The sequence below is a fragment of the Caulobacter sp. FV1ye6ST genome (genome assembly GCF_058681225.1).
The window spans coordinates 2,958,178-2,974,143 of sequence record NZ_CM178733.1 but is presented as its reverse complement, the minus strand read 5'-3'; the positions used below and the strand labels follow the sequence as shown (position 1 = coordinate 2,974,143).

At 66.1% G+C, this 15,966-nt stretch carries 14 protein-coding genes; 10 read left to right on the top strand and 4 right to left on the bottom strand.

The genetic code is table 11. The features are described from left to right. Positions 1-3: 3 nt before the first annotated feature. Genes ACW175_RS14430 through ACW175_RS14420 form a run of 3 tightly spaced genes read right to left on the bottom strand, consistent with a single transcriptional unit; the run spans position 4 to position 2,995 of the window. The gene (locus ACW175_RS14430; protein ID WP_492100738.1) at positions 4-828 is read right to left on the bottom strand and encodes a sulfite exporter TauE/SafE family protein; all 825 of its coding nucleotides are present in this window, start codon (positions 826-828) and stop codon (positions 4-6) included. Continuing rightward, positions 828-2,276 (bottom strand): aldehyde dehydrogenase family protein, encoded by a 1,449-nt coding sequence (locus ACW175_RS14425; protein WP_492100737.1) that lies wholly within the window; start codon positions 2,274-2,276, stop codon positions 828-830. The genes ACW175_RS14430 and ACW175_RS14425 overlap by 1 nt, the downstream gene beginning before the upstream one ends. 11 nt (positions 2,277-2,287) lie before the next feature. Beyond that, positions 2,288-2,995 (bottom strand): HD domain-containing protein, encoded by a 708-nt coding sequence (locus tag ACW175_RS14420; protein WP_492100736.1) that lies wholly within the window; start codon positions 2,993-2,995, stop codon positions 2,288-2,290. A 236-nt stretch (positions 2,996-3,231) separates the two neighbouring features. On the opposite strand from ACW175_RS14420, the gene ACW175_RS14415 reads away from it, so the two are divergent. The 5 genes from ACW175_RS14415 to ACW175_RS14395 are packed head-to-tail and all read left to right on the top strand — an operon-like array spanning position 3,232 to position 7,232. Continuing rightward, positions 3,232-4,236 (top strand): amidohydrolase family protein, encoded by a 1,005-nt coding sequence (locus ACW175_RS14415; protein WP_492100735.1) that lies wholly within the window; start codon positions 3,232-3,234, stop codon positions 4,234-4,236. A gap of 8 nt (positions 4,237-4,244) precedes the next feature. Further along, a complete protein-coding gene (locus ACW175_RS14410; RefSeq protein WP_492100734.1) occupies positions 4,245-5,258 on the top strand; it encodes a DODA-type extradiol aromatic ring-opening family dioxygenase in 1,014 nt (337 codons plus the stop codon). 10 nt (positions 5,259-5,268) lie between these two features. After that, positions 5,269-5,937 carry an RraA family protein gene (locus ACW175_RS14405; protein WP_492100733.1) on the top strand — a complete coding sequence of 223 codons (669 nt, stop codon included), beginning with the start codon at positions 5,269-5,271 and terminating at the stop codon, positions 5,935-5,937. Between the two features lie 3 nt (positions 5,938-5,940). After that, positions 5,941-6,594, top strand: a complete 654-nt coding sequence (locus tag ACW175_RS14400) for an RraA family protein (protein ID WP_492100732.1) — start codon at positions 5,941-5,943, stop codon at positions 6,592-6,594. Further along, positions 6,594-7,232 carry a 4-carboxy-4-hydroxy-2-oxoadipate aldolase/oxaloacetate decarboxylase gene (locus ACW175_RS14395; RefSeq protein WP_492100731.1) on the top strand — a complete coding sequence of 213 codons (639 nt, stop codon included), beginning with the start codon at positions 6,594-6,596 and terminating at the stop codon, positions 7,230-7,232. The genes ACW175_RS14400 and ACW175_RS14395 overlap by 1 nt, the downstream gene beginning before the upstream one ends. 87 nt (positions 7,233-7,319) lie before the next feature. Here the strand turns inward: ACW175_RS14395 and ACW175_RS14390 are convergent, their stop codons facing one another. Beyond that, positions 7,320-8,582 (bottom strand): Rieske 2Fe-2S domain-containing protein, encoded by a 1,263-nt coding sequence (locus ACW175_RS14390; protein WP_492100730.1) that lies wholly within the window; start codon positions 8,580-8,582, stop codon positions 7,320-7,322. A 148-nt stretch (positions 8,583-8,730) separates the two neighbouring features. Here ACW175_RS14390 and ACW175_RS14385 point away from each other — a divergent pair, with 148 nt between their 5' ends. From ACW175_RS14385 to ACW175_RS14365, 5 genes are all read left to right on the top strand, one after another. Further along, a complete protein-coding gene (locus ACW175_RS14385) occupies positions 8,731-9,546 on the top strand; it encodes a FadR/GntR family transcriptional regulator (RefSeq protein WP_492100729.1) in 816 nt (271 codons plus the stop codon). Positions 9,547-9,658: 112 nt separating this feature from the next. Continuing rightward, on the top strand, positions 9,659-10,717 hold the full coding sequence (locus ACW175_RS14380) for a GlxA family transcriptional regulator (RefSeq protein ID WP_492100728.1): 1,059 nt from the start codon (positions 9,659-9,661) through the stop codon (positions 10,715-10,717). Between the two features lie 302 nt (positions 10,718-11,019). Continuing rightward, positions 11,020-12,414 (top strand): MFS transporter, encoded by a 1,395-nt coding sequence (locus tag ACW175_RS14375; RefSeq protein ID WP_492100727.1) that lies wholly within the window; start codon positions 11,020-11,022, stop codon positions 12,412-12,414. Positions 12,415-12,675: 261 nt separating this feature from the next. Then, a complete protein-coding gene (locus ACW175_RS14370; protein WP_492100726.1) occupies positions 12,676-13,692 on the top strand; it encodes a succinylglutamate desuccinylase/aspartoacylase family protein in 1,017 nt (338 codons plus the stop codon). A gap of 93 nt (positions 13,693-13,785) precedes the next feature. Next, entirely contained in the window at positions 13,786-15,942 is a 2,157-nt protein-coding gene (locus ACW175_RS14365) for a TonB-dependent receptor (protein ID WP_492100725.1), read from the top strand. Positions 15,943-15,966 lie beyond the last annotated feature (24 nt).

Sequence of the window (15,966 nt, the reverse complement as noted above, 5' to 3'; positions counted from 1 at the left end):
CGTCTACCTCAGAAGGTTCAGGGCCATCTTGACGCCGGTGGCGCCCAGGAAGATGGCAAAGGCCCGCCGCAGCCACAGACGGTTCAGGCGGTGGGCGAGCGCCGCGCCCCAGGGGGCGGCGATGAAGGTCGCGGGCACGATCAAGGCCACGCCCAGCAGGCTGGCATAGCCCAGCGAGAAGGGCGGACGATCCGCAGCGCCCAAGCCGCTCAAGGCAAAACCGATGGCGCCGGGCACGGCGATCAGAACACCGATGGCGGACGCCGTGCCGACGGCCCGGTGAATTGGATAGCCAAACAGGGTGAGGGTCGGCACGGTGAAGGTGCCGCCGCCGATGCCCATCATCACCGAGACGCCGGCGATCAGGAACGCCATGAGCGACTGGCCAAGCCGGCCCGGCAGTTCGGTGGCGACCCGCCAGCTCTCCTTGCCGAACGCCATGTGTAGGGCGGCCAGAGAGGCGAAGACGGCGAACACCGTCATCAGCACCGGCCCCTTGACCCAGGCGGCGATCAGGATGCCGGCGATAGCGCCCAGAAAGGCGGGGATGGCCCAACGGCCCAGCAGCTCTTCGTCGACCGCGCCATGTTTGCGATGGGCCAGAGCCGAGCGGATCGAGGTCGGAATCATCGACATCAAGGAGGTGCCGACGGCCATGTGCATCTTGACCTCGGGACTGACGCCCAGGGCCGAGAACACGTAGAAGAGCACGGGCACCAGGACGATGCCGCCGCCGACCCCGAGCAGTCCCGCCAGGATGCCGGCCAGCACGCCGGACGCCAGCAAGGCGGCGGCCAGACCCGCGAGGGTCGTCATGTCGTGGGTCATCAGATCTTGGCCAGGCTTACGACGTGCGGTTCCATGTAGGCCTTCAGGCCCACGACCGAATATTCCCGTCCGACCCCCGATTCCTTGGCGCCGCCAAAGGGCGCGAAGTTGTCGGCGCCGCCGTGGCGGTTGATCCAGGCGGTGCCGACCTCTAGACGCCGCGCCACCGCTTCGCCCCGGGCGGGATCGGCGGTCCAGATCGACGCGGACAGGCCAAAGCGACTGGCGTTGAGACGATCGACGAGCGCATCGAGATTGGTGTAGCGAACGATCGGCAGGATCGGGCCAAACTGCTCATCGTCGACGAGCGCGCAACCGTCCTCGACGCCGGCGAACACCGTGGGCGACAGGAAATAGCCAGGACCCGGCGTTTCGCCGCCGGCCAGCAGACGCGCGCCGGGCAGGGCCCGCGTCTGGGCCAGAAGTCCGACAAGCTTGTCGTACTGTGGGCGGTTCTGCACGGGGCCGATCTGAACGCCGGCCTCCGTACCGGGGCCCAGCTTCCAAGTGGCGGCGATCCGGGCGATCGCGGCGCAAAGGGCGTCGTGGATGTCGGCGTGGACGTAGACCCGCTTGACGGCCATGCAGATCTGGCCGGCGTTCGAAAAGGCCGCCTGAACGATCTTGGGCGCGACCACCTCGACGTCGGCGTCGGGCAGGACGATGGCCGGATCGTTGCCGCCCAGCTCCAAGGTCAGGCGCTTGAGGCTGGCGGCGGCGCTGCGCATGATCGCCTTGCCGGTTGGGCCCGAGCCGGTGAACGAGATCTTGTCGACGTCGGGATGTTCGGTGATCCAGCGGCCCAGCTCGTTGCCGCCGGCCACGACGTTGAGCACGCCCGGCGGGAAGTGGGCCAGGCCCAGGGTCCCCAGCATCAAGGTCGTCAGGGGCGTGAACGGCGAGGGTTTCAACACCACGGTGTTGCCGGTGTACAGCGCCTGGACGATCTTGGCGGTGGCCAGGCTGACAGGCACGTTCCAGGGCGTGATGGCCCCGATCACGCCCAGCGGGCGATAGCGCAGTTCCGTCCGGGCCTCGGCGTCATCGCGCAGCAGCTCGGGCGACAGATCGATGGTCACCAGTTCGTCGATGCGCTTGGCCGCGATCACCAACTCCATGCGCGCCTGGGCCAGGGGTTTTCCCTGTTCGCGGGTCAACAGCGGCGCCATTTGGTCGCTTTGGTCGCGCAGAGCCTGGGCGAACGCCTTCAGGCGCTGGCGACGGTCCTCGACGCTGGCGGCGCTCCATGCCGGAAAGGCGGCCCGCGCCGCGGCGACGGCGCGATCCAACTGGTCGCGGGTGGCGTCGGGGCAATCGGCGAACGGCGCGTCGGTGGCCGGGTCGATCACGAGGAAGCGCGTGGGGCTGTCTTCCTGGGCGCCGCCAATGGTCTGCAGCAGGGGCGCGACGTCGGACGCGACGTGGGAAGCGGGGAGGGTGTCGGTCATGATCGCCACGCTCACAGGAACTTGGTCGGGGCGATGATGGTGCGCCACATGTGGCTGGCCGGAGAGTTGTCCATCCCCAGGCCCTCCTTGGGCTGCTTGAAGTTTCGGCCGATGATGTCGGTGAAGTCCTCGATGTCGACGACGACGCCGGGCTCGAAGGCGTAGAGATCGTTGAGCGTCACCAGGCGCGCGGACATGTACCATTTGTGGTTTCGGGCCCGCTGGTACTCGGCCTCGATGTAGGGATCGGGCGCGTAGTCGGTCCCGAACATGCGCAGATAGGCTTCGGGATATTCGTAGCCGACCGACTCGTCGGGATAGAACCGCAGGGCTTGGTGCGCGCGGACCGCCCAGCTGACTTCCTCGTCGACATAGGGCTCGATCAGTTGCGCCCCCCAGTAGCCGTGGTCGGCGCGGATCAGGCCGAAGACGGCGATGTCGTGCAGCAGGCACGCCATGACGATCTTCTCGTCCAGGCCGTTTTTCAGCGCCAGGCGCGCGCTTTGCAGCAGGTGGGCGGCGGGACCGAAGCGATAGCGGAAGAAGTCGATCAGGGTCGGCGCCTTGGGCATGGGCTTCAGGCGCGGGTCTTCGGCCATCAGGTAGTGACGGCCCGCGACCTCTTCCTTGGACGGCGGCGGACGCGGCGCGCTGGGGTCGATGTCACCGGACATATAGAGCACCGACTTCATCACCATCTTGTCGAGCCGGCGGCTCATTTCGTCTTCATGCTCGTCGGCGAGCTGGGAAAGGGTCTTCAAAACACGCACCCGCTTGGTTCGAACCGGCTCTTGGCCGTCTAGTTGGCGGCAAGCTTAGGTCGGGGTCGGGGCGCGGATCGGACAAACCCCTGCCGCCGCCGGACGGCCGCCTTGGCTGATCTGCCGGGGCTTTCGTCCTGCGGGCGAGGCGGGCGACCTTTAGTCCAAGAGGCTCACGTTCTTGGGGAGCCTCCATGATCATCGACTGCCACGGCCACGTCAGCGCCCCGGCCGAACTCTGGGCCTACAAGGCCTCCTTGCTGTCGCATCGCGGTTCGCACGGGCGCGGCAAGGTCGATGTCTCCGACGACGACATCCGCCGGGCGGTCAACAAGAAGGAGATGGCGCCGGTCGGCCATCTGGACATGCTCAAGAGCCACGGCACCGATCTGCAGCTGATCTCGCCCCGGCCGTTCCAGATGATGGCCTCGGCCAAGCCTGGCCGGGTGGTCCATTGGTTCACTGAAGAGACCAACAACATCATCTATCGGCAGATGCAGCTGTTCCCCGATCTCTTCGTCGGCGTCTGCGGCTTGCCGCAGGTGGCCGGCGAGCCGATCGAGAACGTCCTGCCGGAGCTGGAGCGCTGCATCGGTCTGGGCTTCAAGGGCTGCCTCCTCAACCCCGACCCTTACGAGAACGGGGGGCAGGAGGCTCCGGGGCTTGGCGATCGGTACTGGTATCCGCTCTACGAAAAGCTGGTCGAGCTGGGCGTGCCCGCCCACATCCATGCCACCGGTTCGCAGTCGGAGCGCACCCCCTACACCGTGCATTTCATCAACGAGGAGACCATCGCGGTCTACAACCTCGTCAATTCGAACGTCTTCACCGACTTCCCGGACCTGAAGATTGTCGTCAGCCATGGCGGCGGAGCCATTCCCTACCAATTGGGGCGGTTCGAGGCCTCTTCCCTGCGTCCCGGCGGCAAGCGGTTCAGCGAGGGCCTGCGCAACCTCTATTTCGACACCGTGCTCTACAGCGAAGGCGGCCTGCGACTGCTAATCGAGACCGTCGGCGCCGATCGCTGCCTGTTCGGCGCCGAATGCCCCGGCGTGGGGTCCAAGGTCCATCCGCACAGCCATGACGGCTGCACGATGGATCACATCGCGCCGACCATCGCCGGGTTCGACTGGTTGTCGGACGCCGACAAGAGCCTGATCTTCGAAGGCAACGCCCGCCGCCTTTTCAATCTGGCCTAGGGGGCGTCATGGCTGAGATCGTTCTGGGCCTGTGGACCACCCACGGCCCGACCCTTTCGACCACGCCCGAGCAATGGTCGCTGCGCCTGCCGGCCGACAAGGCGCGCAAGGACCATCCCTTCCGAGGCGGGCTCTACGACTTCGACACCCTGGTGCGGTTGCGTCAAGGCGAAGGGCTGGCCGCGCAAAGCGGCATGGCCGAGCGGACACGTCGCGCCGAGGCCTGCCAAAAGGCCATCACGGTGTTGGCCGACGCCTTCGAAGAGGCTCGCGTCGATGTGGCGGTGATCTTCGGCAACGACCAGAACGAAGTCTTTCTCGACGACATCATGCCGGCCCTGACCGTCTTTCACGGCCCGACGATCTGGAACGAGCCGGCCACGCCGGCCCAGGCCGCCCGCATGGCGCCGGGCATCTTCGAAGCCGAGCCAGGACACAAGCCGTCCGCCTACCAGGAGTATCCCGGCCATCCGGAGCTGGGCGGCCGGATCATTCGCGCCGCGATGGACGGGGGTTTTGATGTGGCGCGATCGGTGCGCCTGCCGACCCACGCCGATCATTGGAATAGCGGCATCGGCCACGCCTTCGGCTTCATCTATCGCCAAATCATGCGCGATCGGCCGGTGGCCAATGTGCCGATCATCGCCAACACCTTCTTCCCGCCAAACCAGCCCAGCGCCCGACGGTGCTTCGAATTTGGCCAACTGGTCGGCCGTGCGATCGCCGATTGGGACAGCGATGCGCGCGTGGCGGTGATCGGATCGGGCGGCATGAGCCACTTCGTCATCGACGAGGCCTTCGACCACGACATCCTGATGGCCCTGCAGGCGCGTGACGCCGGGGCGCTCTGCGCCCACCCCGAGAGCGCGTTTCAATCGGGCACCTCCGAGCTGAAGAACTGGATCGGGGCGGCGGGCGCGCTGTTCGACACCAAGCTGATCGGCGACGTCGTCGACTACCAGCCTTGCTACCGGTCCGAAGCCGGCACCGGCACCGCCAATGGCTTCGTCTGTTGGCGATAGGGGAGTTTCCATGACTGACGAAAGCCATCTTCAACGCCTGCGACGCCTGGACGTCTGCGCGATTTCCGACGCGCTGGACCAGCTGAAACTGCCTTCGGCGGTGACCGGGATTGGACCGCGCACGGCCCGTCGCCGCATCGCGGGGGAGGTGGTCACCGTGCGCCTCGCCGCTGGCCAGGCGCCGCCCGAGGCCAAGCCGCGCCACCTGTGCACGAGCGCGATCGAGGCCGCCCCGGTCGGCGGCGTCGTCGTCGTCGAGCAGCGCACCGGCCTGGACGCCTCCGGCTGGGGGGGCATTTTGTCCAACGCGGCCCAGACCCGGGAGCTTTCGGGCGTGATCGTCGAGGGACCCGCGCGCGACATCGACGAAGCGGCCGACCTGGGCTTTCCGGTCTATTCGCGCGGTCAGACCGCGCGCACCGCGCGCGGACGCATCCATGAAGCCCAGACCGGCGGCGAGATCCAGGTCGGGGACGTCACGGTGCGCAACGGCGACTTCGTGGTCGCCGATTCCAGCGGCGTCGCCTTCATCCCCGCCGACCAGCTGCAGGCCGTTCTGGCGGCTGCGGAACGCATCGTCCAGCGCGAAGCGGCGATGACCAAGGCGGTGCTGGCTGGAGAGCCAGTCAGCCAGGTGATGGGCGGCGCCTACGAGCACATGCTGAGCCATAAGGACTGATCGATGAGTGATACCAATGTCGAACGGGCCGCCCGGCTCGACACCGCCACCCTGTCCGACGCCCTGGACCGTCTGGGGATCGCCGGCCAATGCCTGGGCATCAAGCCGCTGGATCAGAAGGCCAATGTCCTGGCCGGCCGCGCCTTCACCCTGCAATACGCTCCGCAAGGCCCAGGCGGCACGGTCGGGGATTTCATCGACGATGTGCCGGAAGGCGCCGTTGTGGTGATCGACAACGGCGGACGCCCCGACGCCACCGTGTGGGGCGACATCATGACCTTCGTGGCCCACAAGCGCGGCCTGGGCGGCACCGTGATCGACGGCGCCTGCCGCGATACGCACCTGGCCCTGAAGTTGGGCTATCCGATGTACAGCCGCTCCTATTCGATGCGCACGGGCAAGGACCGCGTGCAGCTGGAGACGGTCGGCGGCGTGGTGACGATCGGCGACGCGCGGATCGCGCCGGGCGACCTGTTGAAGGGCGACAGCGACGGCGTGATCGTCATTCCCCGTGATCGCGAGGACGAGGTCTTGGCCGCGGCCGAGGTGATCCACGCGGCCGAGGAGGCCATTCGGGCGCGCTTGGCGCAGGGCGAGCGCCTGGACGCGGTGCGCAACGATCTGCGTTATCACTCGCTGCAGACCCGGCAAGCCTGATGAGCTTTTCTCCCGACCAACTGTCGCGCGCCCGGGCGTTCGGCTCGGCGACCCTACATGAGGCCGCCGGTCGCATCGGAGCCTTGCCGTCGGCGATCAAGCCGATCGACGAGACCTGGGTCATGGCCGGCCCGGCCTTCACCGTCCATTGCCCGGCCGGCGACAATCTCTGGATCCACCGCGGACTCTACGTCGCCAAGCCGGGCGACGTGATGGTGGTGTTCCCGTCCGGTGGCGTCGAATGGGGCTATTGGGGCGACATCATGAACACCGCGGCCATCGCCGCGGGCCTCACCGGCCTGCTGATCGACGGCGGCGTGCGCGACTCCGCGGGGCTTTTGAAGATGGGCTTCCCGGTCTTCTCCCACGGGGTCTGCATTCGTGGAACGATCAAGGACCACGACGGCGTCGCGTTCCTGGGCAAGCCGGTGCGGATCGGCGAGGTCCTGGTGCAGCCCGGCGACCTGATCGTCGGCGATCGCGACGGCGCGGTGGCCATCCCCGCGGCGCGCGTGGACGAGGTTCTGGAAAAGGCCGCCGCCCGTGAAGCCGACGAGGCGGCCAAGATCGCGCGGATCAAGGCCGGCGAGCGCACCATCGACATCTATGGCTGGGGCGCCGGCGCCGCGCGGACTTAAGCGAGCCCTTCCGATCTGGGTCCGCTCGTCTCGGCGAGCGTTCAAGACTTCCGCCCGCCTCCTTCGAGGCGGGCGGCCTTTTTTTGACTAGTCGACCGGCTCCAGGCCCATGGCCGCGCGGTAGGCGTCGCGAACGGCGTCCGGCTGGCCCGCCTGGAAGACGAAGTGTTTGAGGTGCTTTCCAAACACCGGGTGGGCTTCAAGCTTCTCGCGCGGCAGCCCGTTGACCAGCAGATCGCGCTCGGCGATCGGCAGGCTGATCATCTGGTTGGCGGCGGGGTCGCGCAGCACGGCCTTGGGGTCTTCGCCGCGCGCCACCTTTTCAAGGTCGTTGAGGAACTGCCGCCTCAACATGGCGATGCCTCGGTCGCTGGCGCCCAGATGTTCCTGGGTTCGATCGGCGACGACGCCTTGGCCGACCCAGGCGACGAAATCCTGGTTCATCACATGCGTGGAGATCCAAAGGCCGGTGTCTGGATCCTTGACCGGTCCGCGCCAGGCCGGGATCTTGTCCTGAACGAAGGGCTCCTGTTCGTTGGGCACGCGGCTGAAGATCCAGGCGACGCTCAAGGTATTTTCGTCGTCGATCGGCACCCGCCATTCGAAGTGGTCGCCCAGGAAGAAGCCGTTAGGCCAGAGGCAGACCCGGCCTACCGTCCACATGGGGTGGGTGTCGGTGGTGTCGTCGCGGATGCGTCGATAGATCAGGCCGTGCTCGAACTCGGCGAAGTCGACCTTCAGGTGTTTTGGGCCGTAGGTTTGGTCACCCTTCTGGCGACGGCTCCAGTTGGTGTGCATCCATTCGAAGTGGACCGGATCGATCGAGTTCTCCTGGCACTGGAACCAGTTGCAGGGCACTTCGGCGATAACGATCTGGCAAAAACCGTTGGCCCAGGAGAAGGGCTCCCAGTCGGGCACCAGCGGCGCGGGCAGGGGGCCCATATAGGCCCAGATCATGCCGGCTTTCACCTGGACGGGGTAGGCCTTGAGCTGGACCTTGTCGCGCAGACGGGCTTGCGGCATGGCCGCGTCCTCGTAGGGGGCCTCGGTGCAGCGGCCGGTCTGGTCGTACTTCCAGCCATGATAGTTGCAGCGCAGGCCTTGGTCTTCGACGAAGCCATAGGCCAGATCCGCCCTGCGGTGGGCGCACTGGCGTTCGACCAGGCCAAAGGTTCCGCTCTTGTCCTTGTAGAGCACCAGGTCCTCGCCCATCAGACGCACGGGGCGAATGGGCTTTTCGTCGAACTCGCTCACAGCCGCGATCGGCATCCAGTAGCGGCGCAAAAGTTGCCCCATCGGCTGGTCCGCGCCCACCTTGGTCAATAGGTCGTTCTTCTCCGGGCTTAGCATCGGCGGCCCTCCCTTGGATGTCCGGAAAGCGGCTCTAAGGCCGTCAATTTTCCAAATATAATATATTAGACATTAGGCTCGCAAGAGGGCGTGTCGGGGCTTAGGCTGCGGGGACGCCGTGTCGGGCGTGGAAGCGGGAACGGTGGGCATGTCGAAGGCCAAGCTTGATGCGAAGACGCGCGCCGAAAAGGCCGCCCCGATCGCAGGCAAGGTCGCGCCGCGCAGGCGTCTGGTCGCCGCCGACGCGCGGGAGATGGATTGGGCGCCCGCTAAGGTCGGGACCTTGTCGGATGATATCTCGCGTCAGATCCGCAACGCGCTGTTCGCCGATCGCCTGCGGCCAGGCGACTTCATCGGCGGCGAAGCGTCCTTGGCCGCACAGTTCGGGGTCAGTCGAATGGCGGTGCGCGATGCCTTGCGCGGCCTCCTGGCGGCGGGTGTCGTCGAGATCCGCAAGGGCGCCGGCGGCGGGGTTCGCGTCTCGCGCGCCAATCCGGACATCTTCGCTGATGCGCTCGCCATACAATTGAAATTGTTGGGCGCGCCTCTCAGCGATGTGCTTGACGCCCAGATCGCGGCCGAGGCGGCCACGGCGGAATTGGCGGCCGAGCGCGCCGACGCCGACGACGTCGCTCGTCTTGCGGCCTTGCTGGATCAAGCCGAGGCGATCGACGATCCGATCGGGTTCACCGCCGCGATCCGGGATTTCCATGTCGCCCTGGCCGAGAGCTCGCGGAGCCTGGTGCTGACCACGCTGCTCAAGGGCGTCATGCAGGTGTTGATTTCGACCTACGGGCCCAACACCACGCCGGATCGGGCCCGCGGTGTCGTGGCGCGCTATCGATATGTGCTGGACGCGATCGCAAACCACGATCCGGACGCTGCCCGGATGCGCATGCGCGACCATCTGCGCTCGGTGCGGGCGAATCTGGTTGCGGATGGCGTTTTACGTCCGCCAGGTTAATCCATTCACGCCGCGACCGGTGCGGCCATCGGCCCCACTGGCGATCAGTGTCGTGAATATGATATATTCGCGGAGTCGCGTTCAGCGACCCGTCTTCGTCAGGGAGTGTTCAATGGATGATCGCCCCGCAGGCCCTGTCGCGGCCCGCCATCACCGTATCGACGATCTTCTGAGCGATCGCCGCGAAAAGCTCATTGGCATCGTGGTCTATGAGGGCGTTCTGCTGTTGAACCTGGCCGGGCCCAGCGAAGTCTTCGCGGCCGCCAATCGCGAACTGGCCGAGCGCGAACGCGGCGTGTCCGGAAAGGCCGCCTATCGCGTCGTGCTGATTTCGCCGCAGGGCGGTCAGATCACCACCTCGGCGGGGATCCAGGTCCAGACCCTGGCCTTGTCCGAAATCGCCGACATGCAGTTTGACACCGTCGCGGTGGCGGGCGGGATCGATATCCAGGTGATCGCGCGAGACGATCGGTTGCTGACCTGGTTGCGGGACGCCTCGCGCGCCGCGCGCCGAACCGCCGCGTTTGGCGGGGCGGCTTTCGTCCTGGCCAAGGCGGGGCTGCTCGATGACAAGTCCTGCGTCACCCATTGGCGCTATGCCAACGCCCTGCAGAAGGCCTATCCCCAGATCAAGGTCGATCGCGAAGCGCTGTTCGTGCGCGACGGCAACTGCTTCACCACGGCCGGCTCGAGCGCGGCGATGGATCTGGCCATGCAAATGGTCGAGGACGATCACGGCGCGCCGCTGGCTGTCGACATCGCACGTGTCCTGGTGCTGTCGCGCAAGCGGCCCGGTGAGCAGCCGCAACTGAGCGCCGAGCTGCGGGCCCAAGGCGCGGCCTTGCCGCGTGTCTCGGTCGCCGCCGAGTGGATCGTCAATAATATCGATCGCAAGCCGACCGTGGCCAAGCTGGCCGAGCAATTCGCCATGAGCGAGCGCAACTTCTCGCGGGTGTTCACCAAGGACATCGGCATGTCGCCGCAACGCTTCCTCGAGCGCGCCAAGCTGGAGGCCGCGCGCCGCTGGCTGGCCGAGTCCGATCTGCCCATCGAAAAGGTGGCCCGCCGCACCGGCTATTCCGGCGGCGAGCATATGGCGCAGGTGTTTCGCAAATTGATGAACCAGACGCCGGGCGAATATCGGGCGCGGACGCGCAACGTCGCGGCCTGACCGTTACTGGGACCCGATAGCACGCGCCCCGTGGCCGATCGCGCCGGGACTTTGGCGGATTGTCGAGGTTGGCTTGACGTCATACTGCCACGTCGGGGTAGGAGCGCGTCTTGATCGCCAAAGCAGTTTTCGCGGATCGGTCATGAGCCTTCCGCAGCACGCGCCGCCGCGCAACCGCGGCTCGCACGAAATCCATCATCCAGCGTCGATGCGGGCCTGGCCCCGAGATCGCGGTCTTTTCCTTGACCAAGCCCGATGCGCCGCTGATGCGCCGTCGGCCCTTTTTGCCGCTTGAGGCCCTCATGACCATCGCCGACTCCGCCATCTCCGTCGACACTCCGGTCCCGTCCAGCGCCGCGAAGGCCGATGAGGCCGCCGTCATCACGGCCCGCGCGGCGCAGGCCATGCCCTGGCTTCAGGTCGGCGCCGGCCAGCGCTGGTGGATGCTGATCATCCTGACCTTGGCCTCGGTGCTGTCGTTCATGGATCGGAGCTTGCTCAAGCTGCTGGTCGAGCCGGTGAAGGCCGACCTGGGCGTCAGCGATCTGCAGATCAGCCTGCTGGTCGGCCTGTCGTTTTCTGCGCTCTACAGCATCTGCTGCGTGCCGATGGGCTATCTGAGCGACATCATCAGCCGCAAGAAGCTGGTCGGCGTCGCGGTGTTCGCCTGGTCGGTGATGGCCGCCACCTGCGGCCTGGCCACGACCTATTGGCAACTCTTCGCCGGCCGCGCGGGCCTGGGCATCGGGGAGGCGGCTCTGCAGCCCGCCGCCGTCTCGCTGGTCCGCGACAGCTTTCCGCCCGAGCGACGCGCTCGCGCCTTCAGTGTTCTGGGCGTTGGCCCCCTGGTTGGCGGCGGCGCCGCCATGCTGGTCGGCGGCGTTCTGTTCGCGTTCGCCGACAAGGGCGGCGCGGCGGGCTGGCCGCTGATCGGTCACCTGAAGGCCTGGCAGTTCGCCCTGGTCGTCCCCGCAGTGGTCGGCATGCTGCTGGCGCTGTTGGTCTTCACGATCCGCGAGCCCAAGCGCGATGCGGTGCCGGCCGCCGATCGGCCGACCTTCGGCGAGCTGGGGCGTCACATGAAGACCGATCGCCTGACCTATTTCCTGCTATTCGCCGCGCCGACCCTGTGGTCGCTGGCCGGCAGCGGCTGGAGCGGTTGGATGGCCGCCGGTATCGGCCGCACCTGGCATATGTCGCCCGGGGCCATCGGCGCCATCGGCGGACCGATCGCCCTGATCTGCACGCCCATCGGCCTGATCTCCATGGGCTTCCTGATGGACAGCCTGGTTCGCCGCGGCTTTCGTGATGCGACCCTGCAGATCACGCTGGCCGCGCAGGTCCTGCATATGATCCCCGCGATGCTGATTTTCCTGGCGCCGACGAAGGAGCTGATGTGGCTGGCCTATGGGGCCTCGATGCTCTTCACCGGCACCATCCAGGTGGCGGCCAACACCTTGCTGGCGGAAGCCACGCCCGGCCGCCTGATGGGCAAGACCAGCGCGATCTTCAACATGACCCAGAACTTCCTGGGCCTGGCGATCGGCCCGACGATCTATGCCCTGGTGGCCAAGGGCGCCTTTGGCGGTGACAAGGGCTTGGTGCCGGCCATGATGCTTTGCTACGCGATCTTCATCAGCCTTTCGATGGTGTTGGTGACCGCCTTGCTGATCCTGCGTCGCCGTCGTCGCGCTTAAACGTCAATGACGTGGAGGGCCGGTATTTTTTCGATGGGTCCAATAACTAGGCGTTCGAAGTCATTATTTGATCCGTTACTAGGCAGAATAAATTTTGGCCGAAAATGTACTTTTGGTATTCTCCATAGTGCGCGATTTGGACCTGGAGTTTGTCTCGTTTTAGGGGGTGTTCGTCTGATCTGACCGCCCGACGCGTCATACCGTCTTCACATGGATCGGCGCGCCCAGGGGCCCGCCACAGTGAGAACGGGGCGGCTTTCAGTGAGCCAGAAGTCTACGATACGGCCGACCATCGATCTGGATGCGCCCGGCGCGCACCACGGCTTCCTCAAGCTGCCGATGTCGGTGACCCGGTCAGCCTATGGTTGGGTGCCGATTCCGATCGTCAGCCTCAAAAATGGCGAGGGGCCGACGGTGTTGCTGGTCAGCGGCAACCACGGCGACGAGTACGAGGGGCAGGTGGCCCTGATGGACTTCATCCGCACCGTGCGGTTGGAGGACGTCGCTGGGCAGATCATCATCCTCAGCGCCGCCAACTATCCCGCCGTGATGGCGGCGGCGCGGGTCTCGCCGTTGGACGACGGCAACCTGAACCGTGAATTCCCGGGCCGGGCCGACGGCACGCCCACCCAGATGATCGCCCACTACATCTCCAGCGAACTGGCCCCGCGCCTGAACTTCTCGCTGGACATCCATTCGGGCGGCGCCTCGCTGAACTACATCCCAACCGTGCTGACCGTGCGGCCCCAGGACGAGACCGAGCGGGCCAAGGTGCGCCAGTTGGTCGAGGCTCTGGCCCTGCCGTCCACCACCGTGTTCCGGGGCGGCGGCGTCTCGGGTGGCCGGACCCTGGCCAGCGTCGTGCGGGACCAGGGGGGCATCCCCCTGGCCGCCGAGATGGGCGGCGCGGCCACCCTGACGCCCAAGACCGTGGCCTTGGCCAAGGGGGCGCTTCGCCGCTATCTGCGCGCTACGGGCGTGTGGACCGGCCAGGCGCCGGCCGCCGATGCGCCCACGCGTTTCGTCGCCGTCAGCCCCGAGGACTATGTCTACACGCTGGAGGCGGGGATCTTCGAACCCGCCTGCGCCCTGGGCGAGACGGTCGAGGCCGGGCAACTGGCCGGCGTCATTCACAATCCCGAGACGCCCTGGCGGCCGGTGGCCGAGATCCGGTTCGGCCGGCCTGGCTCCATCGTTTGCGAAAGGCCGCTGAGCCTGTGCGAGCGGGGGGATTGTCTCTTCCAAACCTGTCAGCCTTGGCCTGAAGCCTTGGACTGAAAGAGGTCGTAACGTTTCCGCAGACACCAAAATAATGGCGAGGGGAGCCAGATGTCTAATTTCAAGTCCTACCTTTCATGTTCTGTCGCGCTTTTGACGCTGAGCCTGGCCGCCGGCCAGGCGCTCGCTCAGGAAGCTGAACCGGGTCGGCTGGAGGAGGTGGTGGTCACCGCCCGCCGGGTCGAGGAAAACCTGCAGAAGACCCCGGTCGCTGTCACGGCGATGTCTGAGAAGGAGCTGGAGGCCAAGGGGGTGGCCAGCCTGCTCGATATCGGCAATTTCGTGCCCAACGTGGTGGTCGGCAGCCAGTCAACGACGGGCGGGCAAAACGGGGGCTTCTTCATCCGCGGCATCGGCCAGGACCGCTCGGGCATCGCCTTCGACCAGGGCGTCGGCCTCTATGTCGACGACGTCTATTATAGCCGCAGCGACAGCAATCTCCTGGCGGTGCTGGATGTGGATCGCGTCGAGGTGCTGCGCGGGCCACAGGGCACCTTGTTTGGCAAGAACACCATCGGCGGCGCGGTGCGCTACATGACCAAGAAGCCGACGGCCAAGTTTGGCGGCTACGTCGAAGCGACCTTCGGAAATTTCGATCGCCGCGACTTCAAGGCGTCGGTAAATGTCCCGATCAGTGATGCGGTCTTCGTCAAGCTGACCGCCGGTTCGCTCAAGCGCGACGGCTATGTCACCGAGGTGGCCGGGGATCGCACCTTCGGCGACCAGGACACCCAGGTCGAGCGCTTCCAGTTCCGCTACATGCCCAACGAGAAGCTGACCATCGACTTTGACGCGACGGCCATGCAGACCGACACCAACGGTCGCGCCTTCACCATCGACTACTTGTCGCCCAACGGCACCTATGCCCGGGTGCTGAAGACCAAGACCGGCCAGACCTATGACAACAGCTACCTGACCAACGATCCCTACAAGATCTACGGCGGCCGGCCGACCAGCTACACGTTCGACGGCTACAGCCTTGGCGCGACCGTCGCCTATGAACTGACCGATAATCTCACCGTCAAGTCGATCACCGGCTACCTCAAGAACGACATTCGCTACGTCAACGACTACGACGGCACGCCTTTGCCGATCTTCGACTACACGACCAATCGTTCGATCAATCAGTTCTCGCAAGAGTTCCAGCTCGCGGGAAGCCTGTTCGAGGATCGCCTGAATTTCGTGTCGGGTCTCTATTATCTGACCGAAGGCCCCAAGGACTCGACCTCGACCGTGACGGTCAACGACGCCTTTTTCCCGACGCCGCGGGTGGTCACCCAGGACAGCTCGGTCAAGTCGTACGCGGCCTACGCCCAAAGCACGTTCAAGTTCACCGACAAGCTCTCGACCACGGCCGGCCTGCGCTACAGCAAGGACGACAAGGACTTCGAGACGGTCAATTACACCACGCGTCTTAAGGGCGTCGGGAAGGGGAGCTGGGACGAGATCTCGCCGCGCCTGAGCGTCGAGTACCAGTGGTCGCCCGACGTGATGAGCTACGCCTCGGCAACGCGAGGTTTCCGCAGCGGCGGTCTCAACGCCGGCCTGTCGCCGACGCTGGCGGGCGTCTCCCAGGCGGGCAAGACCCAGGCTCTGCTGCCCTACGATCCCGAGCGGGTGACCGGGTACGAGCTGGGCATGCGCTCGACCTTCTTCAAGCGCCTGCGGGTCAACGCCACGGCCTTCTACATGAAGTACGAGAACCAGCAGCTGACCGCGCTCGACTCGGCGATCAACCAGACCTACGTCCAGAACGTCGGGGAGTCGCACCTGCAGGGCGTGGAACTGGAGTCCATGCTGGCGGTGAGCGATCACCTGACCCTGCAAGGCACCGCCGGCCTGCTGAAGTCCGAATATGACAGCGTGGGTTCGGCCACCGGCATCAGCGTCAAGACCCGTCCCCTGCGTACGCCGGCCCAGACCTATTCGGCCTCGGCCAACTACAAGCATGAGACGCCCTGGGGTCAGGCGCGCTTCAGCCTCGCCTATAACTGGGTGGCCAGCCAGACGACCACATCGACGGCCAGCAACTCGGTGCGGTTGGACAGCTATGGCTTGGTCAGCGGCCGGGTCGAGTTCACGCCGACCAACGCCGATTGGACCTTGGCGGTGTTCGGCACCAATCTGACCGACGAGGTCTACTATATCGGCGGCATCGATTTCGCCCGCCGAGAGACCCTGATCGGCATCAGCCAGCTTGACGTGGGCGCGCCGCGTCAGGTCGGCGTCCAGCTCCGCTACAACTTCTAAGGTCAAGCCGCCGGGCCGAGCGCC

Excerpts from the sequence above, each read along its gene's own strand:
- ACW175_RS14415 (WP_492100735.1), top strand. The coding sequence starts at position 3,232 with ATGATCATCGACTGCCACGGCCACGTCAGCGCCCCGGCCGAACTCTGG.
- ACW175_RS14405 (WP_492100733.1), top strand. The coding sequence starts at position 5,269 with ATGACTGACGAAAGCCATCTTCAACGCCTGCGACGCCTGGACGTCTGC.
- ACW175_RS14410 (WP_492100734.1), top strand. The coding sequence starts at position 4,245 with ATGGCTGAGATCGTTCTGGGCCTGTGGACCACCCACGGCCCGACCCTT.
- ACW175_RS14395 (WP_492100731.1), top strand. The coding sequence starts at position 6,594 with ATGAGCTTTTCTCCCGACCAACTGTCGCGCGCCCGGGCGTTCGGCTCG.
- ACW175_RS14400 (WP_492100732.1), top strand. The coding sequence starts at position 5,941 with ATGAGTGATACCAATGTCGAACGGGCCGCCCGGCTCGACACCGCCACC.
- ACW175_RS14430 (WP_492100738.1), bottom strand. The coding sequence starts at position 828 with ATGACCCACGACATGACGACCCTCGCGGGTCTGGCCGCCGCCTTGCTG.
- ACW175_RS14380 (WP_492100728.1), top strand. The coding sequence starts at position 9,659 with ATGGATGATCGCCCCGCAGGCCCTGTCGCGGCCCGCCATCACCGTATC.
- ACW175_RS14385 (WP_492100729.1), top strand. The coding sequence starts at position 8,731 with ATGTCGAAGGCCAAGCTTGATGCGAAGACGCGCGCCGAAAAGGCCGCC.
- ACW175_RS14425 (WP_492100737.1), bottom strand. The coding sequence starts at position 2,276 with ATGACCGACACCCTCCCCGCTTCCCACGTCGCGTCCGACGTCGCGCCC.
- ACW175_RS14420 (WP_492100736.1), bottom strand. The coding sequence starts at position 2,995 with ATGAGCCGCCGGCTCGACAAGATGGTGATGAAGTCGGTGCTCTATATG.
- ACW175_RS14375 (WP_492100727.1), top strand. The coding sequence starts at position 11,020 with ATGACCATCGCCGACTCCGCCATCTCCGTCGACACTCCGGTCCCGTCC.
- ACW175_RS14390 (WP_492100730.1), bottom strand. The coding sequence starts at position 8,582 with ATGCTAAGCCCGGAGAAGAACGACCTATTGACCAAGGTGGGCGCGGAC.